Here is a 20,556-nt window from a genome sequence, read left to right as displayed (position 1 = left end):
TCAGGGAAACATCCAAGAGCAAGCGCCTGTGCGGCGTGCATAATGGACACAATTTAAAAATTTGAGGTTGATTATGCTTGACCGTGAAGGCTTTAGGCCGAACGTCGGCATCATTCTGCTCAACCAGAAAAACCAGGTTTTCTGGGGCAAGCGCATCCGCACCCACAGCTGGCAGTTTCCGCAGGGTGGCATTGACCGGGGTGAAAGCCCTGAACAAGCCATGTTCCGTGAACTGCACGAAGAAGTGGGGCTCCAACCGGAGCATGTGCGCATCGTGGCCCGAACCCGTGACTGGTTGCGCTATGAGGTGCCAGACCGCTTCATCCGACGGGATGCACGCGGTTTTTACAAGGGCCAGAAGCAAATCTGGTACCTGCTGCAGATGGTCACGCACGACCACCACTTGAACCTGCGCGCCACCGACCATCCCGAGTTCGACGCTTGGCGTTGGAACGACTACTGGGTACCACTGGATGTGGTGGTGGAGTTCAAACGCGGCGTTTACGAAATGGCCTTGACCGAACTGGCCCGTTACCTGCCCCGGCAAGACAGACAAAACCGCTATTTGCGGGGTGGCAACCGGGGTCCACGCGATGGCATGGACTCAGACAACGGCCAGAACGGGCCAATGGACATACAGCCACCGATGCACATGGAACTGCCGCCTGGCGCCAGTTTCGACCCCAACCCCCAAGGCTAAGGCAGCATCTGGCTCATCGGGACAAAATCAGGTTGTCCCGATGCACCATCTCGGGCTCTGCAGAGTAGCCCAACAATGCCTCGTAGTCGTGAGAAGGTTTGCGACAAAGCAAACGCGCTTCGGCACTGGCATAGTTGGCCAGACCCCTGGCAATTTCCAATCCTTGTTCGTCTTTGATGGCAATCACATCGCCGCGAGAAAAATCGCCTGCCACGCCCGTCATGCCAATGGGCAGCAAACTTTTACCTTCGGTCAGCACCTTGTGCGCCGCCCCTGCATCAACGGTCACAGAGCCACGCATTTGCAAATGATCAGCCATCCACTGCTTACGGGCTTGCTGTTTGGCGGTTTGGGCCACCAGCAAGGTGCCCATGTTGTCGCCTTGACACAAGCGCAACAGGGCATCGGGTTCGCGGCCCCAAGCAATCACAGTAGAAGCACCCGAACCAGCAGCCCTTTTGGCCGCTAAGATTTTGGTGATCATGCCGCCCCTGCCCAAACTTGAGCCTGCACCGCCGGCCATGGCTTCAAGCGAGGCATCCCCCGCACGGGCTTCGTGGACAAAAGTGGCAGAAGGGTCTTTCCGGGGATCGGCGGTGAAAAGGCCTTTTTGATCGGTCAAGATGATCAGCAAGTCGGCCTCGATCAAGTTGGCAACCAAAGCACCCAAGGTGTCGTTGTCACCGAATTTGATTTCATCGTTCACGACCGTGTCGTTTTCGTTGATCACGGGCAGCACGCGGTGCTGCAAAAGCGTCAGCAAAGTCGAACGCGCATTCAAGTAACGCTCACGATCGGCCAAATCGGCATGGGTGAGCAACACCTGGGCACTGCCCATGCCGTTTTCACGCAGCTTGGTCTCGTACATCTGCGCCAGGCCCATCTGACCCACAGCGGCGGCGGCTTGCAGGGCGGGCACCTCAATCGGGCGGGTCGTCCAACCCAGGCGCTTCATGCCTTCGGCAATCGCACCACTGGACACCATGACCACCTCTTTGCCTTGGGCACTGAGCAAAGCCATCTGACGGCACCATTCGCCAATCGCGTCTTCGTCCAGGCCGCGCCCTTCGTTGGTCACCAGGCTGGAGCCCACTTTGACAACGATGCGGCGGGCATCAAGCAAAAGGAGGGATGCGGCAGAAGAGGTCATCGAAGGTGTACGTTGGCGTTGAAAGGCGGAAACAGGGTGCGTTGATGCGGGAATGCGCCCTGTTGAACCGTTTTAATCGGTACCCGAAGGCATCGGCTTGAAGCGCGGATCGTCGGCATCGGGCTCTTGCGGCTTGTCCTGTTCGGTGAATCGGGGGTCGATGTCCACAACGCCCTGCTCAATGATTTGCTGGGCACGGATGTGCTTGTAAATCTCTTTGATCAAAGGCTCGCAGCCCTCGCGAGTCAGGGCCGAAATCTGGAAAACCGGGCCTTTGTAGCGCATGCGCTTGATGAAGTCCTTGACGCGGGCTTCGCGCTCTTCGGCAGGCACCATGTCCAGTTTGTTAAGCACCAACCAGCGCGGCTTGTTGTACAGGCCGGGATCGTATTTCTTGAGTTCAGCCACGATGGCCTTGGCTTGCTGCACCGGGTCGACGTTCTCGTCAAACGGGGCAAAGTCCACCACATGCAGCAGCAAGCGGGTGCGCTGCAAGTGGCGCAAAAACAAATGGCCCAGACCTGCACCTTCAGAAGCGCCCTCGATCAAGCCCGGCACGTCGGCCACCACAAAGCTTTGCTCAGGCCCAACACGCACGACGCCCAAGTTGGGGTGCAAGGTCGTGAAAGGGTAATCGGCAATTTTGGGGCGGGCATTGGACACCGCCGCGATGAAGGTAGATTTGCCCGCATTGGGCATGCCCAAGAGACCGACATCGGCCAGCACCTTCAATTCGAGTTTGAGCTCTTTCTTTTCACCCAACCAGCCTGGCGTTTTCTGGCGCGGGGCGCGGTTGATCGCGCTTTTAAAGCGCATGTTGCCAAAACCACCATCGCCACCCTTGGCGATCATGATGGTTTCACCTGGCACCAACAATTCATAGAGCACTTCGCCTGTTTCGGCGTCGGTGATGATGGTGCCCACAGGCATTTTCAGAGTGATGTCGTCGCCAGCGGCACCGAACATGTCGGAGCCCATGCCGTGTTGGCCACGCTTGGCCTCGTGGCGACGCGAATAGCGGTAATCGACCAAGGTGTTCAGGTTGATGTCGGCAAATGCGAACACATGCCCACCTCGGCCGCCATCGCCTCCGTTGGGGCCACCAAATTCCTTATACTTTTCATGACGGAACGAGACGCAGCCGTTCCCGCCGTCACCTGCGGCGATGTCAATATAGGCTTCGTCAACGAACTTCATGAGATTTCCAGTGTAGCTGGACCCCGTGCCTCAATGCACGCAAGTCCTGAAAAGCGAAGAGCCCCGGCTTGCGGGGCTCCTCTTCGCCATGGGCGCGACAGGCTTAAACAGCCGGTGTCACATTGACCGTGTGCTTGCTGAGCTCACCCTTGGTCGAGAACGACACGTGGCCGTCAACCAAAGCGAACAAAGTGTGGTCTTTGCCAATGCCGACATTGCTGCCCGCATGGAACTTGGTGCCACGTTGACGAACGATGATCGAGCCAGCGCTGATCAGTTCACCACCGAAAGCCTTGACGCCGAGCATTTTTGGCTTGGAATCACGACCGTTGCGCGTAGAGCCGCCGCCTTTTTTCTGTGCCATGACCTATTCTCCTCAGGCAGAGATCGCGCCAATTTGCAGTTCGGTGAACTGCTGGCGGTGACCCTGACGTTTCTGATAGTGCTTGCGACGGCGCATCTTGAAGATGTGCACTTTGTCGTGCTTGCCATGTGCCAAAACTGTGGCTTTGACCGTGGCGCCGGACACCAGGGGCGTGCCGATCTTGAGTTCAGCGCCGGTACCGACAGCCAAAACTTGATCAATCACGATTTCCTGGCCAACGTCCGCAGCAATCTGTTCTACTTTAATTTTTTCGCCAGCGACAACACGATACTGTTTGCCACCGGTTTTTATGACCGCGTACATAAATGACCTCTTTGAATGGAAGTTTCCAAGGGCTAATCCCCAAGGAACCCGAGATTTTAGCACGCAACGCCTTGTCCAAGCAAATCTTCAAGCCCAAGCTTGCACCCAAAGCAACGCAGACATTGGCTTTACCTATAATGGACGCCACCCCAGACAAGGCTTGAAAAGCGCACTTGTCGCCCCGGCATCGCCGGGTAACCCATCCGGATTGTCCATTTGTCAGCCTCAGAACACAGCTCAGCTGCTGCCCTTGAACTGGTAGCCCACGACATGGCCGCTGTCGACCGCGTCATTGCCCAACGGCTTGATTCAGGCGTTCCTTTGGTCGGTGAAGTGGCCCAATACATCATCTCTGCGGGTGGCAAACGGTTGCGTCCGGTTTTGCTGCTTCTGACCTGCGGAGCTTTGGGCTACACCGGCAACCAGCGCCACAACTTGGCCGCCGTTGTTGAATTTATCCACACCGCCACTTTGCTTCACGACGATGTGGTGGACGAATCCACTTTGCGGCGTGGTCGTCCCACTGCCAACGAAAATTTTGGCAACCCCGCCAGCGTTCTGGTGGGCGACTTTTTGTATTCGCGCGCTTTCCAAATGATGGTGGATGCCCAAAGCATGCGGGTGATGCAAACCCTGGCCGACGCCACCAACGTGATCGCCGAAGGCGAGGTGCTGCAACTGATGAACATGCACGATGCCTCGCTGAACGAAGACGGCTATCTGCGCGTGATCCGATCCAAAACCGCCAAATTGTTTGAGGCCAGCGCTCGATTGGGCGCTATTTTGGCGGGCAGTGAAGCCTCGATCGAAACCGCTTGCGCCGACTATGGCCAAGCCCTTGGCACGGCCTTCCAAGTGATCGACGATGTGCTCGATTACGAAGGCAATGCCGCAGAAATGGGCAAAAACCTGGGTGATGACCTGCGCGAGGGAAAAACCACCCTGCCTTTGATTTTGGCCATGCAGCGCGGTAACGAGGCACAAAGGCAGACGGTTCGCGAAGCGATCGAGACAGGCAGCGTCGACAAAATCACCGAAATTGCCGCCATTGTCAGAGCCACTGGCGCCTTGGAAGCGACGCGCAATGCCGCTGCTGCCGAGGCTCAACGCGCCATCGATGCGGCCATGCTGCTGCCTGACAACCCACACCGCACAGCCATGGTCAATCTGGCCTCCCAATTGCTGAATCGACGCACTTGATTGCCATGCGAAGCCTCTCATGTGCAATTGGGGTGCTGCTCAGCCTTGGCACCCTGAACGCGTTCGCCGCCACGCCCAAATGGGACGCCATCACCCTGAACGATCAGGGCATGTTTTACATCGATGCACACACCATCAAGGATGAAGGCGGCCGCAAGGTTTTGTGGAGTGCCGTGGATTACAAAAAGCCGCAAAGCACGGCTGATGGCGTCGCGTATTTGTCTGTCCAAACCCAGCTGCAAATCAATTGCAAAGCCAAAATGGCTCGGGTGATGCACGTGACCTACTACAGCGGCCCCATGCTCACCGGCAAGCAAGTTGGCCGCCAAGGCATGCTCCACGAGTGGCTTGACATTGACCCGACCTCTGCCATTCAAAAAATCGCTCGCCGAGTTTGTTGAGCTTGTCGCGTTGGTGATCCCCCAAGCTGCCCAAGCTGTGTGATATTGAATCCTGTCCCTTGGCGGTTCCCGAGGGATCCCATCAACAGGAGACAACATGCGATCACTTCGCCAAAAATGGCATCACTTGTGCACTCTGGGTTTGTTCGGGCTGCTGGCCTTGGGCGTCCAGACCTCGGTGATGGCCCAAGCCTATCCCAACAAACCCATCAAAATGATCGTGCCGTTCCCTGCCGGCGGCACCACAGACATCGTGGCCCGCATCGTGGCCCAGCGCATGAGCGAATCCATGGGGCAACCCGTGACCATCGACAACCGGGGTGGTGCTGGCGGTGCCATTGGTGCTGACTTGATGGCCAAAGCTGCGCCAGATGGCTACACCATCATGATGCACAACCTGTCCTTTCCGCTGGCATCGGTGGCACAGACCCTGGCCAACCGCTCACCCTTCAACGTGGACACCGACTTTGCCGGGGTGTCGATTGCAGTCTATGTGCCTTTTGTGTGGACCTCCAGTCCCAGCGTCCCTGCCAAAGATTTGAAGGAGTTGGCCGCACTGTTGCGAGGCAACCCTGGGCTGCAATACAACTATGGCTCGACCGGTCCTGGCTCCACCATGCACGTATTGGGCGAGGCCTTCAAAAAGGAAAGCAAGATCAACATCACCCACATCCCGTTCAAGGGGGCAGCCCCACTGAAACAAGAACTGCTGGCAGGCCGCCTCCAAATCGGTGGCGATCAGTTGTCCTCCTCCTTGGCCGAGATCAAGGCCGGCACACTCAAGGCTTTGGCCACCACGGCATCCAAACGCATTCCAGGTCTGCCTGAAGTTCCCACGGTGAGAGAGCTGGGCTTTCCCAACCTCGAGCTGGAAGGATGGAACGGCGTCTTTGCACCTGCCAAAACACCCAAGGACATCATCGACCGCCTGAACAAAGAAGTCATTGCAGCCGTTCGACACCCCGATGTGGTCAAGCGACTGAACGATTTGGGCGCAGAGGGCGTTGGTTCAACTCCAGCCGAGCAAGATGCGATGCTGCGGCGGCAAATGGACCAATTCCGCGCCATCATCCGCGAAATGCGCCTCGAGTGAATCGGCAGTCTGGCAACCTCGCCCAAAGCTCAGGCGCGGTTGCCTTGCGTCAACCACCACACCAGCAACTCTGAGCAGTCCTTGCCATCCAATCCGCTTTGCGCAGCGGATTCAAATTGCTGCAAAGCGAGTGCGGTCAGGGGCATGCTGCGTTGTACCGTTTGGCCTTGGTCCAACATCGCTTGCATGTCTTTGCGCATCGTTGCCACGTTCACGGTGATTTGATCGCTTTTTTTCTCCGTCAAAGTTTTGGCAATCATCGCGCCCCGGACCTTGAGCATGTTGGGCCCACCCGAGGAATCCGACAAAATGTCGATCACTCGCTGCGGGTCCAAGCCCAACGGCTCTACCAATGAAAGCGCCTCACCCAATGTTTGCCAATACACCATCAATGGCAGATTGACCGCCAACTTCATGGTTGCACCTGATCCATGTGGACCGACATGCTCCACACGGCGGCAAATGACGTCCAGCAAAGCGCGCACGGCGTGCAAGTCCTGCTGGGCACCTCCCACAAATCCAAGCAGCTTGCCTTCTTTGGCCGGTCCCACACTGCCGCCGACCGGACACTCTAAAAAGCGAGCCCCCAGTGCTTGAATCCGCTGCGCCATTTCTTGGGGTTTGGCAGGTCGCACGGTGCTCATGTCAATGAAGGTTTTGTCCATCACACGGCCGGACAAGAGGCCAGTTTCAGTGCCATACACCTCGTCCAAAGCCGCCTCGTTGGTCAGCAAGGTGATCACCACATCCACCGACTCGGCCAAAGCCTTGGGCGATTCAGCCCATTTGGCGCCAGCGGCCAACAAAGGCTGCGCCCGCTCTGCCGTGCGGTTCCAGACCGTCAGCTCATGGCCCAAAGAGAGCAACCTCGAGCCCACGGCAGCACCCATTTTCCCAATCCCTGCAATGCCAACTTTCATACTTGTCTCCATCGGTGGCTAAAAAATCAATTTTGAAGCCGTTTGCCACTGGTGTGTGTATGAAACGTCCTTGACCCTGGCCACATGATGGCGCTAAAAATTTTGGCCCCCGTCCTGCTCAAGCCTGCTTGCCATTTACAAACCACCAGTTCTTGCTCATGATTTAATACTTTTAAATTAATTCAAGAGGTCAGCATGGACCCAGCACCCGCACGCCACAAAACGGTTTCGACGACAGAAGATGCCCCGGTGGTGACTCTGGTGCAACAACTGCTGGAACAGGCCGTGGCGCTCAAGGCATCGGACCTGCATTTCGAGCCGTATGAGCACCAATACCGGGTGCGCATGCGTATCGACGGAGAACTGCGCGAAGTCGCCTTTCCTCACATGGCCTTGAGAGACCGACTGGCCTCGCGCATCAAAGTGATGTCGCGCTTGGACATCGCTGAAAAACGCGTGCCTCAAGACGGTCGCATGAAGCTGAATTTGACAGATGGTCGGGAGTTGGACCTGCGGGTCAGCACTTTGCCCACGCTCTTCGGAGAAAAACTGGTCGTCAGGGTACTCGACTCGGCTCAAGCCCAACTGGACCTTCAGCGCTTAGGCTACGAACCCGAAGACCTGGAGCGTCTGCTGACAGCGATCCGAGCCCCGCACGGCTTGGTGCTGGTGACCGGCCCCACAGGCTCAGGCAAAACACAATCTCTGTACGCCTGCCTGAACCTGCTCAACACCCCTGAAGTGAACATTGCCACCGTGGAAGATCCGTGTGAGATCCAACTCGCCGGCATCAACCAAGTCAATGTCCAAGACAAACCGGGCTTGACTTTTGCCGTGGCTTTGCGTGCCTTTTTACGGCAAGATCCGGACATTTTGATGGTGGGCGAAGTGCGTGATCTGGAGACTGCGAACATCGCCATCCAAGCGGCGCAAACAGGGCATTTGGTGCTGTCAACCTTGCACACCAACGATGCGCCCGCCACCTTGGTACGCTTGCGCAACATGGGCACCGCGCCCTACAACATCGCCGCCAGTGTGAGCCTGGTCACTGCACAGCGCTTGGTGCGCTGCCTGTGCCCCCATTGCAAACGGGCCACCCACCTGCCCATGACCATTTTGCGCAAGGCAGGTTGGCCCGAGTCCATGTGCACCAACGAGACCGTGCAGGTTTTCGAGGCGGTCGGTTGCGCGCTTTGTCACAAAGGTTTTTCAGGGCGGACCGGCATTTTCCAAGTCATGCCAGTGAGCCGCGTCATGCAAGACTTGGTGTTGCAAGAAGCAAGCATACAAGACATGTCGCAACAAGCCCGGCGTGAGGGTGTGAACAGCTTGCGCATCGCGGGTTTGCGCAAATTGTTACAGGGCATCACCTCGCTGGACGAGGTCTTGGTGGCCACACGGGACGGCACATGAAAGCCCCCGGGTCTCAAGGTACCGGCGCGACTTTTCGCTGGTCGGGTCGCGACTCTCAGGGTCGCCCCCAAAGCGGCACACTCCAAGCCTTGCATGCCGACCTGGCCAGGGCCCAGTTGCGCCGTCAGGGGATACAAAAAGTACAAGTGCAGCGCGTTTGGTGGCACCAACCTGACGGCATCAAAAGCAAAGACCTGGCCACCATGACACGGCAGTGGGCAGCCATGCTCAAGGCCGGGGTGCCCGTGGTGCAAGCCCTGGCCATGCTGTGCCAAAGCATGACGCACAAAAGCTTGGTGCGGGTCATGCAAACGGTTCTGAGTGACGTGGCATCCGGGGTTGCTCTGCACGACGCCTTGGCTCAGCACCCCCGAGTTTTCAGCAGCCTGTTTGTGCACATGGTGCAAGCAGGCGAATCAGCGGGCATCTTGGACGAGATCATGGAGCGCTTATCACAAACCCTTGAGAAGAACGAAGCTCTGCGCTCCAAAATCCGCTCTGCGCTGATGTACCCCATCGCCGTTTTGCTGGTGGCCACTGGCATTTTGGTGCTGATTTTGATGTGGGTGGTTCCCGTTTTTGAAGACGTGTTTCAGTCCTTGGGTGCGCCATTGCCGTGGTCCACCCAGGTGGTGGTGAGCCTGAGTGATTCGCTGGTACAAACTTGGCCCGTGGTCTTGGCCATGCTGGCGCTGCCCATCTGGGCGGCACAGCACACGGGGCCAGCGGCCTCCCGCTTTCGCTTGTGGGCCGCACAATGGTTTTTAAGATGGCCAGTTCTGGGGCCGCTTATGACCACTTCGATCGTGGCACGATGGTCACAGACCCTCTCCGCCTTATTGTCTGCGGGTGTGCCATTGAGCGAAGCTTTGGGGCCAACGGCCCAAGCATGCGATCATCCGGTTTACGAACGCGCCACTTTTCAGTTGCAACGGCGGGTGGTGCAGGGGAGCAGTTTGAGCGAGGCCATGGGGCAAACAGAACGCTTTCCGGCGATGATCGTGCAGTTGTGTGCAACAGGCGAAGAAACAGGCGCTTTGGACGCTTTGCTGGGCAGAGCGGGGAGCCTGATGGTCACCGAACTGGACGACCAGGTCAATGGCCTGACCAGCTTGCTGGAGCCCCTGATCATCGTAGTGCTGGGGGGGTTGATTGGCGCTATTTTGGTGGCCATGTATTTGCCTATTTTCACTTTAGGAAAAGTTTTTTGACATGATCGACGGCATCTTGGCACTCGGTTTGGCGGGCTTACTGGGCCTGGTGGTCGGGAGTTTTCTGAATGTGGTGATTCACCGCCTGCCTCTGATGTTGCAGGCCCAGTGGGACGCCGAAGCCATGGCCACGCCACCAAATGCTGCGAGCTTTAACTTGGCGGTGCCTCGCTCCCATTGTCCCCATTGCCATCACCCCTTGAGATGGCAAGACAACATCCCTATTCTCAGCTTCATCGCCTTGCGTGGGCGATGCGCGCATTGCCAAGCACCGATCGCCTGGCGATACCCGGCCATCGAACTGATCACCGCTGGATTGTTCGTTGGGGTGATGGCGCAGCACGGTTGGGGGTTTGAGGCCATGGCCTGGGCCGGTTTTTCTGCGGCTTTGCTTGCACTGGCAGCCATCGATGCTGACACGCGTTTGTTGCCCGATGCCATCACCCAACCCTTGGTCTGGGCCGGCTTGCTGGCTGCCAGTCTGGGACTTTCAGGAATTGGCTTGCACGAAGCACTCTGGGGCGCTGCTGTCGGTTACCTGTTTTTGTGGGCTGTCTTTTGGCTGTTCAAAGGCTTGACGGGCAAAGAAGGCATGGGCCAAGGCGATTTCAAATTGCTGGCAGCTCTAGGGGCTTGGCTGGGCTGGCCTGCATTGCTGTCTTTGGTGCTGATCGCTTCCTGCATAGGGGTCTTGGGTGGATTGAGTTTGAAATGGCGGGGACTTTTGTCAGAGAATGGCGAAATGGCTTTTGGGCCCTACCTTGCCCTTGCAGGCCTTTGGGTCATGGCGCTTGGCCCCCTGCCCTGGATTTTGATCTGATCACATGAGTCAAAGCATGACCTCTCGCACTTGGCGAATCGGCCTGACTGGCGGCATTGGCTGCGGCAAAAGCACTGTGGCTGACATGTTCGCAGCCCGAGGGGCGGCCGTGATCGATGCCGATGCGATTTCCCGCAGTCTGACTGCGCCTGGTGGGCGCGCCATGGCCGCCATTGCACAAACTTTTGGGCCCCAAGTGGTCGATGCCCAAGGCGCGATGGACCGTCCAGCCATGCGCAGCATGGTGTTTCAAAACCCCCAAGCCAAACAACAGCTGGAGGCCATCATCCACCCCTTGGTCGGCCAAATCACGGCCGAGCAGACCCAAGCGGCGCTGCAAAAGGGTCTGCGCGTGCTGGTGTTTGACGTGCCTTTGTTGGTCGAGTCGGGCGAACGCTGGCGCAAACAGGTGGACCGGGTGATCGTGGTGGACTGCAATACCGAAACCCAGCGACAACGGGTGATGGTACGCAGTGGTCTGGCTGCTGAAGAAATTGACCGCATCATGGCCCTGCAAGCCTCCCGTTCTCAGCGCTTAGCCTGCGCCGACACGGTGATCTTTAACCAAGGCTTGAGCCTGACCGAATTGCAAACCGAAGTGGCCCAATTGGCCACTGACTTCGGGCTATGATGGCGGCAATGGAAGACGCTGCGTGATACTGTACGAATACCCTTTTAACGAACGCATCCGCACTTACCTGCGCTTGCAACAATTGTTCAACCGCTTGGGCCAATTGATGGGCCGCACAGACGCGTTGGACCACCACTTTGCCCTGACCACTTTGTTCGAAATCATCGAGGTGGCCACACGCTCCGAGCTCAAATCCGACGTCTTGAAAGATCTGGAACGTCAACGGCAGCTCTACAACAGCTATCGTGGCAACCCCGCCATTTCCGAGAAGGCCCTGAGCGGTGTGATGGACCAACTCGATGAGCACTTCGATGCGCTCAACCAGGTCACTGGCAAGATTGGTCAAAGTCTGAACGACAACGATTTCCTGATGGCCTTGCGCAGCCGCGCCGTGATTCCGGGCGGCACCTGCGAATTTGACCTGCCCGCCTACCACGCCTGGCAACACCACAGCGCAACCAGTCGGGCGCACGATCTATCGCAATGGGTCGAACCTTTTGGCCCCTTGGCCCTCTCCGTGAAGTTGCTGCTGCAAATGCTGCGCGAATCGGGCAGCAGCCAAAAGGTCATGGCGACCGCAGGACAACTACAACAAAACCTGCCCCAAGGGCGCAACTTTCAGCTTCTGCGCCTGAAAATCGACGACAGCTTGGGCATCACCCCCGAGATCAGCTGCAACCGCTTGTTGGTGGTGATCCGCATGATGCGCCAGCACAGCGACGGCAAATTGGTGGCCAGCACCGAAGACGTGCCCTTCGAGATGACTTTGTGCGCATGAGCGATTCGAGCCCGCCGCAACCCCATTTTGCGCCCCGCCAAGTGCGTTGCCCGGCCTGCGCAGGCAACAGCCTTTACAGCGCAGCCAACCCCTACCGCCCGTTTTGCAGCGCACGCTGCAAGGGTGTGGATCTGGGGGCCTGGGCTAGCGAAGAATTCAAACTGCCCGACGACACCCCGCCCGACGAGACATTTGGCGATCCGCGATTGCAGTGACAAGAGGTTCAGGCGTGCGTCGGCCCGCTGAAGCCGCGCTCTTGGGCCAACCAGGCCAACACCGGCACTGTGCCCGGTAGCACAGGTACCACGCCAACAGGCAGCGTTTGCCAAGCATGTGACTGCGCTTCACGCATCTGCAATTCGCCCTGCCAGTCCCACACCTTGCAAAAGTGCAGACGCACCAAGGCGTGCGGATAATCAACCATCTGGGTTTTCCAAATTTGCGCTGGCCCGATGATGATGCCCAGCTCTTCCTGAAGTTCACGGCGCAGGGCTTGCTCGACCGACTCGCCAGACTCCAGCTTGCCGCCCGGGAACTCCCAATAGCCCGCATACACTTTGCCTTCGGGGCGTGAGGTCAGCAGAAAATGACCATCGGCATGCAACAACACGCCCACAGCCACATCCACCACGGAGCGCTCAGCCTGGCCCGCACTCAGGTCTTGCCGCTCCCGCTCACCATCGGCGACCAACAAGCCTTGGTTCATGCGCGGTCCGATTGGCGGCCCATCATGTCGCGGGCAAATTGGTAGGCCACTCGGCCACTGCGCGAGCCGCGCTCCAAAGCCCAGAGCAGCGCATCAGGACGGGCGGCTTCGATTTGTGCGGGTGTGGCACCCAAGGCGCTGAGCCACTGGCCCGCAATCGTCAGGTACTCGTCTTGCGAGAAGGGGTAAAAACTGATCCACAGACCAAAACGCTCAGACAAGGAAATCTTCTCTTCCACACCTTCCCCGGGATGCACCTCACCGTCGTCGGTGTGCTTATAGGTGAGGTTTTCGCTCATGTACTCGGGCAAAAGATGACGGCGGTTGCTGGTGGCATACACCAACACATTGGGCGTTGAGGCGGCCACAGTGCCGTCCAAAATCGACTTGAGCGCCTTGTAGCCCGGCTCACCGTCTTCAAAGCTCAGGTCGTCGCAATAGACCACGAACTTTTCAGGGCGGCCCGCCACCACGTCGATGATGTCGGGCAAGTCGGTCAGGTCTGCTTTATCCACTTCAATCAAACGCAGGCCTTGCGGAGCGTAAGTGTTCAGACAAGCCTTGATGAGCGAAGACTTGCCAGTGCCTCGGGCGCCGGTGAGCAGTACGTTGTTGGCAGGGTGGCCGTGCACAAACTGCTCGGTGTTGCGCTGCAGCTTTTCCTTTTGGTCGTCGATTTCCTTCAGGTCGGCCAGCGTCATGGCCGCCACATGGCGCACCGGCTCGAGCACACCGTGGCCGGACGAGCGCTTGCGGTAGCGCCAGGCAATGGCCTGCGTCCAGTCTGGAGCAGACAGGGGCTGGGGCAGGACCGACTCGATGCGGTCCACCAGCTGACTGACTTTGGCCAGCAGATGGTCCAATGCAGAGGATGCAGTAGGGGCAGGTGAATTCATGAACGGTAATCCGCGTTGATGGTGACGTACTCGTGGCTCAGGTCGCAGGTCCACACGGTGTCGCTGGCGTTGCCCCGGCCCAGACCTACTCGCACGGTGATCTCGCTGCCCTTCATGACGCGCTGACCGTCTTCTTCGCGGTATTCTGCCCGGCGGCCGCCGTGCGAGACCACATGCACATCGTCCAAATGCAGCTCGATCAGGCCCTGGTCCAGATCTTCAATACCCGCGTAACCCACGGCCGCAAGAATGCGGCCGAGGTTCGGGTCGCTGGCAAAGAAAGCCGTTTTGACCAAGGGCGAATGCGCGATCGCATAAGCCACTTGGCGGCACTCTTCGCCCGTACGCCCGCCTTCGACCTGGACCGTGATGAACTTGGTAGCGCCTTCGCCGTCGCGCACGATGGCATGCGCCAACTGGCGGGCCACATGCATCAGGCCCTGCAGCAAGGCCTGGGCATCGGCACTGTCCAGTGATGTGATGGGCGCGTGACCCACCTTGTGCGTGGCGATCAACATGAAGGAATCGTTGGTCGAGGTGTCGCCGTCGATGGTGATGCGGTTGAACGAGCCATCGGCCAGTCGCTTGGCCAACTCGGGCAACAAGGCCGGGGCGATGCAGGCATCGGTGGCCACAAAGCCCAACATGGTGGCCATGTTGGGGCGGATCATGCCCGCGCCCTTGCTGATACCGGTGATACTCACGGTTTTGCCGCCCACTTGCACCTGCACGCTGGCCGCTTTGGGGACGGTATCGGTAGTCATGATGCCTTCGGCGGCCTTGGCCCAGTGGGCAGCTTGCACGTCGGCCAAGGCAGCAGGCAGGCCCGCTACGATGCGACCCACGGGCAGCGGCTCCATGATCACCCCAGTGGAGAAAGGCAGCACTTGCCCTGGCGTGCAGTGCAGCAAACCAGCCAGGGCCTCACAGGTTTGACGTGCATGGGCCAGGCCTGGGGCACCGGTGCCCGCGTTCGCATTGCCGGTGTTGATGACCAAGGCCCGCACAGCATTGCCCGCAGCCAGGTGCTCACGGCAAACCTGCACAGGCGCGGCGCAAAAGCGGTTGCGGGTGAAAACGCCCGCCACGCTGGCGCCTTCGTCCAGCAAAAAGACTGTGAGGTCTTTGCGGTTGGCTTTGCGCACACCCGCTTGGGCGATGCCGATGCGCACGCCCGCAATGGGGCTCAGTTGTGCGGAGTCCAGTGGGGGCAAATTCACGGGCATAAATTTCTTTCAGGAAACAAAGAACATTTCAGTCTGCTCACGGAAAAAACGGGCCGAAGCCCGTTTTGCTGGTTCGCTGCCATCAAACGAGTTTGCCGTGGCAGTGCTTGAACTTTTTTCCGCTGCCGCAGGGGCAGGGATCGTTGCGACCCACTGGCCCAAAAGTTTGCGGGCCCCCCCCTTGATCGCCCGCCACGGTTTGAGCCTGCCCCGTTTCATCAGGAGCGCTGTAAGTCACGTTGCTGATCTTCTCGGCACGTTCTTCGATTGCTTGTGCAGCCTGCTGAATCTGGTCACCAGACTCGATGCGCACGGTCATCAGGGTACGGGTCACTTCATTCTTGACCCCATCGAGCAACTGACCAAACAGCTCGAAGGCTTCGCGCTTGTACTCTTGCTTGGGTTGCTTTTGTGCATAACCGCGAAGATGAATGCCCTGGCGCAAGTAATCCAGTGAACTCAGATGCTCTCGCCAATGGGTGTCGATGCTTTGCAACAAAATCATGCGCTCAAACGAGACAAAACTGTCACCGCCCGCCTGATCCAATTTGGCTTGGAACTGCGCATGGGCTGCAATCACCACCATCTCCAAGATGTCTTCCTCGGCAATGGCGCTGGAGTCTTGAACTTTGGCCTGGAGTTCCAGCTTGATACCCCATTCATCGGCCAGCACTTTTTCAAGTCCAGGCAAGTCCCATTGTTCTTCCACCGACTCAACGGGCACATACTGGCGCACCAAATCGGTAAAGCAACCCTCGCGCAAGGCTGAAATCGGGCCGTGCATGTCTTGGGCATCCAGAATGTCGTTGCGCTGCTGGTAAATCACCTTGCGCTGGTCATTCGAAACGTCGTCATATTCCAGCAATTGTTTGCGGATATCGAAGTTACGGGCTTCCACTTTGCGCTGAGCGCTTTCGATGCTGCGCGTCACGATGCCCGCTTCAATGGCTTCGCCCTCAGGCATTTTCAAGCGGTCCATGATGGAGCGCACCCGGTCACCCGCAAAGATCCGCATCAAAGGATCGTCCAAGCTCAAATAGAAGCGCGATGAACCCGGATCACCCTGACGGCCAGAGCGACCTCGCAGTTGGTTGTCAATGCGGCGAGACTCGTGGCGCTCGGTGGCAATGATGCGCAACCCGCCCAAGGCCTTGACTTGCTCGTGCACCACTTTCCATTGTTCACGCAATTCGTGGATGCGCGTTTGACGGGCGTCTTCGGGCAAGCTCTCATCGCTTTCAATGGCTTGCACGTCTTTTTCGATGTTGCCACCCAACACAATGTCGGTGCCGCGACCCGCCATATTGGTGGCAATCGTGATCATGCCGGGACGACCGGCTTGGGCCACGATGTCCGCCTCGCGGGCATGTTGCTTGGCGTTGAGCACTTGATGAGGCAACTTGTGCTGGTTCAGCAGCTGGGAAATCAGCTCGGAGTTTTCAATCGAGGTGGTACCCACCAACACAGGCTGGCCGCGTTCGTGGCATTCGCGGATGTCAGCAATGGCCGCGTTATAGCGTTCCTGTGAGGTCTTGTAGACACGGTCCAATTGGTCTTCACGTTGGCTCTTGCGGTGTGGCGGGATCACAACCGTCTCCAGACCGTAAATTTCCTGGAACTCATACGCCTCAGTGTCGGCCGTGCCCGTCATGCCGCCGATCTTGTTGTACAGGCGGAAATAGTTCTGGAAAGTGATGGACGCCATCGTCTGGTTTTCGGCCTGGATCTCCACACCTTCTTTGGCTTCAACGGCCTGATGCAGGCCGTCGCTCCAGCGGCGACCGGTCATCAAGCGTCCCGTGAACTCGTCCACGATCACGATCTCACCTTCCTGCACCACATAGTGCTGGTCTCGGTGGTACAAATGACGCGCACGCAAAGCGGCATTCAAATGGTGCATCAACGTGATATTCGCCGGGTCATACAGGCTGGCGCCCTCAGGGATCAAGCCCATCTGAGAAAGCACAGCCTCGGCTTTTTCGTGACCGTCTTCGGTCAAGAACACCTGATGAGACTTCTCATCAACCGTGAAGTCACCGGGCGTGATGATGCCCTCGCCGGTCCGAGGATCGGCTTCGCCCTCTTGCCGGGTGAGCAAGGGCACTACTTGGTTCATGGCCATGTAAGTGGCCGTGTGGTCCTCGGCCTGTCCACTGATGATCAAGGGCGTGCGGGCCTCATCGATCAAAATTGAATCCACTTCGTCGATGATGGCGAAGTTCAAGGGGCGCTGAACACGATCATGGGCCTCATAGACCATGTTGTCGCGCAGGTAATCGAATCCGTATTCGTTGTTGGTGCCGTAGGTGATGTCGGCCTTGTAGGCCGCTTGCTTTTCTTCGCGTGGCAACTGAGGCAAGTTGATGCCCACCGTCAGTCCCAAGAAGTTGTAGAGCTTGCCCATCCACTGGGCATCTCGGCTGGCCAAGTAATCGTTCACGGTGACCACGTGCACACCTTTGCAAGCGATCGCATTGAGGTAGGCAGGCAGTGTAGATGTCAAGGTTTTGCCCTCGCCAGTCCGCATCTCGGCGATCTTGCCATTGTGCAAAGCGATACCACCGGCCAACTGCACGTCAAAGTGGCGCATTTTCATCACCCGCTTGGAGCCCTCACGCACCACGGCAAACGCCTCTGGCAACAAGGCGTCCAAACTCTCTCCGGCCGCAGCTCGGTCTCGAAAGCTTTGGGTCTTGGCCCTCAACTCTTCGTCGCTCAGGCTTTCCAGGCCAGCCTCAAGGGCATTGATGCGCTCAACGGTTTTGCGGTACTGCTTGAGCAACCGGTCATTGCGGCTGCCGAAAATTTTGGTGAGGAATGGGATGGCCATATCAATTTGATCCACCATCAGCAAAGGTGCCGAAAGAAAGACCGTCTATCCTGTCTGCTTAAGAGTTACTTGAAAAACGGGTGGCACTGACGCGCTGCCATTTCACCCTGCCAAGCCCGCACAACTGGCTGCTTGGACAACCCAAACATTTTAGCGCTTGGATGCGCATCACCTGGCCATTTGCCCTTATCGACTTTGGCCTGCTGGATAATGACTGGAAACGATTTTTAGATATGCAAAGACGCCATCAAGCCATCCCCTTGCAGCAAGCGGCCCAAGAATCCCCCACCTTGGCCTCACTGATGGATCGGGTGCAAGACTCTTCCCTTCGCTTACAGGCAATCAAGAGCCTATTGCCCGGACCTTTGCGATCCAGCATACAAGCCGGCCCCTTGGAAGAGGGTTGCTGGTGTCTGCTGGTCGCTTCCAATGCGGTTGCGGCCAAATTGAGGCAGTTGCTGCCTGCATTGCAGTCCCATTTGGTTCAACAAAATTTGGGCGTCCTCTCGATCCGCATCAAAGTGCAAAACCGATGAAATGAGGTTGCGACAAAGCCCCATGAAAAAAGCCCTGAGCTTGGAAGATCAGGGCTTGAATGATGGTGCCGCTTGTCGGATTCGAACTGACGACCTACCGCTTACAAGGCGGGTGCTCTACCAACTGAGCTAAAGCGGCACGGGCCAAATTCTAACTTGCTCTCGACCCATCTAGGGGTGGAAGCGCAATTTTTTTACTTGACCCTCTTGAGCGTCGGACGAGGTGAACCCGATGTCGATGGCGGAGGTGGTACATCCTCTGCGTCCGCTTGGACCGAATCTGCGGTACCAACGGCAGACAAAACCGGGGAATCAACGGGCTCATCGCTGACAGGGAAAGCCATACCTTGCCCATTTTCTCGGGCGTAGATGGCCATGACCCGGTGAATGGGCACCATGATTTCACGCGGTTTTCCACCAAAACGTGCTTTGAACTCAATGAAGTCGTTGCCCAATTTGAGTGAACTGGTGGCATCCATGCTGACATTCAGCACAATTTCACCGCCTTGGACGTATTCGCGCGGCACCTGGACAGAAGCATCTACTTTGACGGCCACATAAGGCGTGAAACCATTTTCAGAGCACCAATCGTACAAAGCACGAATAAGGTATGGCCTTGTCGATGGCAGTTCCGTAGTGCTGATCATGCTGGTTCCCTCGCCTGCATCGTTGTCCTGTCCAAGTTCACATCACTTACGCATGACCTTTTCCGAAGGCGTCAGCGCTTCGATATAGGCTGGACGCGAAAAAATGCGTTCTGCATACTTCAGTAAAGGAGCGGCATTTTTGCTCAACTCGATGCCGTAGTAATCCAAACGCCACAACAAGGGTGCGATCGCGACATCGAGCATCGAGAAATTGTCGCCCAGCATGAACTTGTTCTTCAGGAAAACAGGGGCCAATTGCGTCAAGCGATCACGGATGTGTGAACGCGCCTTTTCGAGTGCCTTGTCATTGCCCTTGAGCGAGCGGTTTTCCAAGGTCAACACGTGTGCGAACAGCTCTTTTTCAAAATTGAGCAAGAAAAGTCGAACCCGTGCGCGATCAACCGGGTCACCCGGCATCAACTGGGGGTGAGGAAAGCGCTCATCGATGTACTCGTTGATGATGTTCGACTCATACAGGATCAGGTCGCGCTCAACCAAGATGGGCACCTGTCCATAAGGATTCATCACATTGATGTCTTCGGGCTTGTTGTACAAGTCCACGTCACGGATTTCAAAATCCATGCCTTTTTCAAAGAGCACAAAGCGGCAGCGGTGAGAAAAAGGGCAAGTGGTTCCGGAATAAAGCACCATCATGGTGGAGGCTCCTCAAAAAATCAAAAAGAGTGGGAGGTCCAAAGACCTGCCACTCCAAAGGACCCGGCTGAATCGCCGGGTGAGAGATCAATTACTTGACGTCTTTCCAGTATGCCGCATTCAAGCGCCAGGCAATGAAAGTGAAGAGGGACAAAAAGATCAGAACCCAAACGCCGATCTGCACGCGTTGATTCTGAGCTGGCTCAGCCATCCACTGCATGTAACCGACCAAGTCACCAATGGCTTGATCGTATTCCAGTGGGGTCATCGTGCCAGGCTTGACCGTCTTCCAACCTTTGAAAATCTGGACTTTTTGTCCTTTTTCATCTCTTTCTTCAAAGACAGGCTCACGCTCGCCTTGAAGCTCCCAAAGGGGGTTGGGCATGCCGACGTTGGGGTAAGCCAAGTTGTTCCAACCGGTGGGCTTGGTGTCATCACGGTAATACGTGCGCATGTAGGTGTACAGGTAATCTGCACCCGTACCGCCTGGGCCCGAACGCGAACGCGCCATCAAAGTCAAGTCTGGTGGATTCTTACCGAACCAATCTTTGGCTTGCACCGGGTCGATGGCCACTTTCATGGTGTCGCCCACACGGTCGGTGGCAAACATCAGGTTGTCTTTGATTTGCTGATCGGTCAAGCCGATGTCTTTCAGGCGGTTGTAACGCATGAAAGCAGCCGAGTGACAGTTAAGGCAGTAGTTGGCAAACAGCTTGGCGCCATTTTGCAGGGCTGCCAAATCGTTGGTTTTCTTGGGCGCCTTGTCCCAGGCGATGCCACCGCCGCCAGCGTGGGCAGCAGCCACCATACCCAGGGCCATCACAAAGCCGAGTGCGAGTTTCTTGAGGTTTTTCATGTT

24 protein-coding genes and 1 tRNA gene are annotated in these 20,556 nt (G+C 57.3%); 12 read left to right on the top strand and 13 right to left on the bottom strand.

Annotated features, from left to right (window positions below):
* Positions 1-73: 73 nt before the first annotated feature.
* Positions 74-700: an RNA pyrophosphohydrolase gene (locus ABWQ00_RS00500; protein WP_353236705.1), complete on the top strand. Its 627-nt coding sequence runs from the start codon at positions 74-76 to the stop codon at positions 698-700.
* A 13-nt stretch (positions 701-713) separates the two neighbouring features.
* Here ABWQ00_RS00500 and proB read toward each other — a convergent pair whose 3' ends face one another.
* The 4 genes from proB to rplU form a co-directional block, all read right to left on the bottom strand.
* The gene (gene proB / locus ABWQ00_RS00495) at positions 714-1,850 is read right to left on the bottom strand and encodes a glutamate 5-kinase (protein ID WP_353236704.1); all 1,137 of its coding nucleotides are present in this window, start codon (positions 1,848-1,850) and stop codon (positions 714-716) included.
* Between the two features lie 72 nt (positions 1,851-1,922).
* On the bottom strand, positions 1,923-3,047 hold the full coding sequence (cgtA, locus tag ABWQ00_RS00490) for an Obg family GTPase CgtA (protein ID WP_353236703.1): 1,125 nt from the start codon (positions 3,045-3,047) through the stop codon (positions 1,923-1,925).
* Between the two features lie 103 nt (positions 3,048-3,150).
* A complete protein-coding gene (gene rpmA, locus ABWQ00_RS00485; protein ID WP_353236702.1) occupies positions 3,151-3,411 on the bottom strand; it encodes a 50S ribosomal protein L27 in 261 nt (86 codons plus the stop codon).
* Positions 3,412-3,423: 12 nt separating this feature from the next.
* Entirely contained in the window at positions 3,424-3,735 is a 312-nt protein-coding gene (gene rplU / locus ABWQ00_RS00480) for a 50S ribosomal protein L21 (protein WP_019426390.1), read from the bottom strand.
* Positions 3,736-3,737: 2 nt separating this feature from the next.
* Here rplU and ABWQ00_RS00475 point away from each other — a divergent pair, with 2 nt between their 5' ends.
* From ABWQ00_RS00475 to ABWQ00_RS00460, 4 genes are all read left to right on the top strand, one after another.
* Positions 3,738-3,899 carry a hypothetical protein gene (locus ABWQ00_RS00475; protein WP_353236701.1) on the top strand — a complete coding sequence of 54 codons (162 nt, stop codon included), beginning with the start codon at positions 3,738-3,740 and terminating at the stop codon, positions 3,897-3,899.
* 106 nt (positions 3,900-4,005) lie between these two features.
* A complete protein-coding gene (locus ABWQ00_RS00470) occupies positions 4,006-4,935 on the top strand; it encodes a polyprenyl synthetase family protein (protein WP_353236700.1) in 930 nt (309 codons plus the stop codon).
* A 5-nt stretch (positions 4,936-4,940) separates the two neighbouring features.
* The gene (locus ABWQ00_RS00465) at positions 4,941-5,336 is read left to right on the top strand and encodes a surface-adhesin E family protein (RefSeq protein WP_353236699.1); all 396 of its coding nucleotides are present in this window, start codon (positions 4,941-4,943) and stop codon (positions 5,334-5,336) included.
* A gap of 97 nt (positions 5,337-5,433) precedes the next feature.
* Positions 5,434-6,429 (top strand): Bug family tripartite tricarboxylate transporter substrate binding protein, encoded by a 996-nt coding sequence (locus ABWQ00_RS00460; protein ID WP_353236698.1) that lies wholly within the window; start codon positions 5,434-5,436, stop codon positions 6,427-6,429.
* A 29-nt stretch (positions 6,430-6,458) separates the two neighbouring features.
* Here the strand turns inward: ABWQ00_RS00460 and ABWQ00_RS00455 are convergent, their stop codons facing one another.
* A complete protein-coding gene (locus ABWQ00_RS00455; protein WP_353236697.1) occupies positions 6,459-7,349 on the bottom strand; it encodes an NAD(P)-dependent oxidoreductase in 891 nt (296 codons plus the stop codon).
* 195 nt (positions 7,350-7,544) lie between these two features.
* Here ABWQ00_RS00455 and ABWQ00_RS00450 point away from each other — a divergent pair, with 195 nt between their 5' ends.
* From ABWQ00_RS00450 to ABWQ00_RS00425, 6 genes are read left to right on the top strand one after another with little or no spacing between them, the layout of a single operon-like run.
* On the top strand, positions 7,545-8,762 hold the full coding sequence (locus ABWQ00_RS00450; protein ID WP_502908041.1) for a GspE/PulE family protein: 1,218 nt from the start codon (positions 7,545-7,547) through the stop codon (positions 8,760-8,762).
* Positions 8,759-9,973: a type II secretion system F family protein gene (locus ABWQ00_RS00445; protein WP_353236696.1), complete on the top strand. Its 1,215-nt coding sequence runs from the start codon at positions 8,759-8,761 to the stop codon at positions 9,971-9,973. The genes ABWQ00_RS00450 and ABWQ00_RS00445 overlap by 4 nt, the downstream gene beginning before the upstream one ends.
* A 1-nt stretch (position 9,974) precedes the next feature.
* Positions 9,975-10,793 (top strand): prepilin peptidase, encoded by an 819-nt coding sequence (locus ABWQ00_RS00440; RefSeq protein WP_353236695.1) that lies wholly within the window; start codon positions 9,975-9,977, stop codon positions 10,791-10,793.
* Positions 10,794-10,809: 16 nt separating this feature from the next.
* Entirely contained in the window at positions 10,810-11,424 is a 615-nt protein-coding gene (coaE, locus tag ABWQ00_RS00435) for a dephospho-CoA kinase (protein WP_353236694.1), read from the top strand.
* Between the two features lie 22 nt (positions 11,425-11,446).
* A complete protein-coding gene (zapD, locus tag ABWQ00_RS00430; protein WP_353236693.1) occupies positions 11,447-12,202 on the top strand; it encodes a cell division protein ZapD in 756 nt (251 codons plus the stop codon).
* Positions 12,199-12,417, top strand: coding sequence for a DNA gyrase inhibitor YacG (locus ABWQ00_RS00425; protein ID WP_353236692.1), 219 nt, complete (start codon positions 12,199-12,201; stop codon positions 12,415-12,417). The genes zapD and ABWQ00_RS00425 overlap by 4 nt, the downstream gene beginning before the upstream one ends.
* An 8-nt stretch (positions 12,418-12,425) precedes the next feature.
* Here ABWQ00_RS00425 and ABWQ00_RS00420 read toward each other — a convergent pair whose 3' ends face one another.
* The 4 genes from ABWQ00_RS00420 to secA form a co-directional block, all read right to left on the bottom strand.
* A complete protein-coding gene (locus tag ABWQ00_RS00420) occupies positions 12,426-12,908 on the bottom strand; it encodes an NUDIX domain-containing protein (protein WP_353236691.1) in 483 nt (160 codons plus the stop codon).
* Positions 12,905-13,804: an ATP-binding protein gene (locus ABWQ00_RS00415; RefSeq protein ID WP_353236690.1), complete on the bottom strand. Its 900-nt coding sequence runs from the start codon at positions 13,802-13,804 to the stop codon at positions 12,905-12,907. Before ABWQ00_RS00415 ends, ABWQ00_RS00420 begins: the two co-directional genes overlap by 4 nt.
* On the bottom strand, positions 13,801-15,030 hold the full coding sequence (argJ, locus tag ABWQ00_RS00410) for a bifunctional glutamate N-acetyltransferase/amino-acid acetyltransferase ArgJ (RefSeq protein WP_353236689.1): 1,230 nt from the start codon (positions 15,028-15,030) through the stop codon (positions 13,801-13,803). The genes ABWQ00_RS00415 and argJ overlap by 4 nt, the downstream gene beginning before the upstream one ends.
* Before the next feature lie 82 nt (positions 15,031-15,112).
* Complete coding sequence (gene secA, locus ABWQ00_RS00405) at positions 15,113-17,860, bottom strand: preprotein translocase subunit SecA (protein WP_353236688.1); 2,748 nt, start codon at positions 17,858-17,860, stop codon at positions 15,113-15,115.
* A 233-nt stretch (positions 17,861-18,093) separates the two neighbouring features.
* On the opposite strand from secA, the gene ABWQ00_RS00400 reads away from it, so the two are divergent.
* Complete coding sequence (locus ABWQ00_RS00400; RefSeq protein WP_353236687.1) at positions 18,094-18,396, top strand: hypothetical protein; 303 nt, start codon at positions 18,094-18,096, stop codon at positions 18,394-18,396.
* Between the two features lie 63 nt (positions 18,397-18,459).
* Here the strand turns inward: ABWQ00_RS00400 and ABWQ00_RS00395 are convergent.
* From ABWQ00_RS00395 to ABWQ00_RS00380, 4 genes are all read right to left on the bottom strand, one after another.
* Positions 18,460-18,535, bottom strand: a tRNA-Thr gene (locus ABWQ00_RS00395).
* Positions 18,536-18,590: 55 nt separating this feature from the next.
* On the bottom strand, positions 18,591-19,043 hold the full coding sequence (locus ABWQ00_RS00390; protein ID WP_353236686.1) for a ClpXP protease specificity-enhancing factor: 453 nt from the start codon (positions 19,041-19,043) through the stop codon (positions 18,591-18,593).
* Positions 19,044-19,085: 42 nt separating this feature from the next.
* Entirely contained in the window at positions 19,086-19,697 is a 612-nt protein-coding gene (locus ABWQ00_RS00385; protein ID WP_019426373.1) for a glutathione S-transferase N-terminal domain-containing protein, read from the bottom strand.
* Between the two features lie 91 nt (positions 19,698-19,788).
* A complete protein-coding gene (locus tag ABWQ00_RS00380) occupies positions 19,789-20,553 on the bottom strand; it encodes a cytochrome c1 (protein ID WP_353236685.1) in 765 nt (254 codons plus the stop codon).
* Between the last annotated feature and the right edge of the window lie 3 nt (positions 20,554-20,556).

Origin of the sequence: Limnohabitans sp. (assembly GCF_040400975.1) — a bacterium.
Taxonomy (GTDB): Bacteria; Pseudomonadota; Gammaproteobacteria; order Burkholderiales; family Burkholderiaceae_C; genus Limnohabitans_A.
The sequence above is the reverse complement of the archived record's forward strand: the minus strand, read 5'-3'. Positions and strand labels throughout refer to the sequence as shown.

Coding starts and splice junctions, on each gene's coding strand:
- rpmA (WP_353236702.1), bottom strand. CDS start 3,411: ATGGCACAGAAAAAAGGCGGCGGCTCTACGCGCAACGGTCGTGATTCC.
- ABWQ00_RS00475 (WP_353236701.1), top strand. CDS start 3,738: ATGACCTCTTTGAATGGAAGTTTCCAAGGGCTAATCCCCAAGGAACCC.
- ABWQ00_RS00380 (WP_353236685.1), bottom strand. CDS start 20,553: ATGAAAAACCTCAAGAAACTCGCACTCGGCTTTGTGATGGCCCTGGGT.
- ABWQ00_RS00500 (WP_353236705.1), top strand. CDS start 74: ATGCTTGACCGTGAAGGCTTTAGGCCGAACGTCGGCATCATTCTGCTC.
- ABWQ00_RS00455 (WP_353236697.1), bottom strand. CDS start 7,349: ATGAAAGTTGGCATTGCAGGGATTGGGAAAATGGGTGCTGCCGTGGGC.
- ABWQ00_RS00415 (WP_353236690.1), bottom strand. CDS start 13,804: ATGAATTCACCTGCCCCTACTGCATCCTCTGCATTGGACCATCTGCTG.
- secA (WP_353236688.1), bottom strand. CDS start 17,860: ATGGCCATCCCATTCCTCACCAAAATTTTCGGCAGCCGCAATGACCGG.
- ABWQ00_RS00445 (WP_353236696.1), top strand. CDS start 8,759: ATGAAAGCCCCCGGGTCTCAAGGTACCGGCGCGACTTTTCGCTGGTCG.
- rplU (WP_019426390.1), bottom strand. CDS start 3,735: ATGTACGCGGTCATAAAAACCGGTGGCAAACAGTATCGTGTTGTCGCT.
- cgtA (WP_353236703.1), bottom strand. CDS start 3,047: ATGAAGTTCGTTGACGAAGCCTATATTGACATCGCCGCAGGTGACGGC.
- ABWQ00_RS00440 (WP_353236695.1), top strand. CDS start 9,975: ATGATCGACGGCATCTTGGCACTCGGTTTGGCGGGCTTACTGGGCCTG.
- ABWQ00_RS00460 (WP_353236698.1), top strand. CDS start 5,434: ATGCGATCACTTCGCCAAAAATGGCATCACTTGTGCACTCTGGGTTTG.
- ABWQ00_RS00465 (WP_353236699.1), top strand. CDS start 4,941: ATGCGAAGCCTCTCATGTGCAATTGGGGTGCTGCTCAGCCTTGGCACC.
- coaE (WP_353236694.1), top strand. CDS start 10,810: ATGACCTCTCGCACTTGGCGAATCGGCCTGACTGGCGGCATTGGCTGC.
- ABWQ00_RS00450 (WP_502908041.1), top strand. CDS start 7,545: ATGGACCCAGCACCCGCACGCCACAAAACGGTTTCGACGACAGAAGAT.
- ABWQ00_RS00400 (WP_353236687.1), top strand. CDS start 18,094: ATGCAAAGACGCCATCAAGCCATCCCCTTGCAGCAAGCGGCCCAAGAA.
- argJ (WP_353236689.1), bottom strand. CDS start 15,030: ATGCCCGTGAATTTGCCCCCACTGGACTCCGCACAACTGAGCCCCATT.
- ABWQ00_RS00425 (WP_353236692.1), top strand. CDS start 12,199: ATGAGCGATTCGAGCCCGCCGCAACCCCATTTTGCGCCCCGCCAAGTG.
- proB (WP_353236704.1), bottom strand. CDS start 1,850: ATGACCTCTTCTGCCGCATCCCTCCTTTTGCTTGATGCCCGCCGCATC.
- ABWQ00_RS00420 (WP_353236691.1), bottom strand. CDS start 12,908: ATGAACCAAGGCTTGTTGGTCGCCGATGGTGAGCGGGAGCGGCAAGAC.
- ABWQ00_RS00390 (WP_353236686.1), bottom strand. CDS start 19,043: ATGATCAGCACTACGGAACTGCCATCGACAAGGCCATACCTTATTCGT.
- ABWQ00_RS00470 (WP_353236700.1), top strand. CDS start 4,006: ATGGCCGCTGTCGACCGCGTCATTGCCCAACGGCTTGATTCAGGCGTT.
- ABWQ00_RS00385 (WP_019426373.1), bottom strand. CDS start 19,697: ATGATGGTGCTTTATTCCGGAACCACTTGCCCTTTTTCTCACCGCTGC.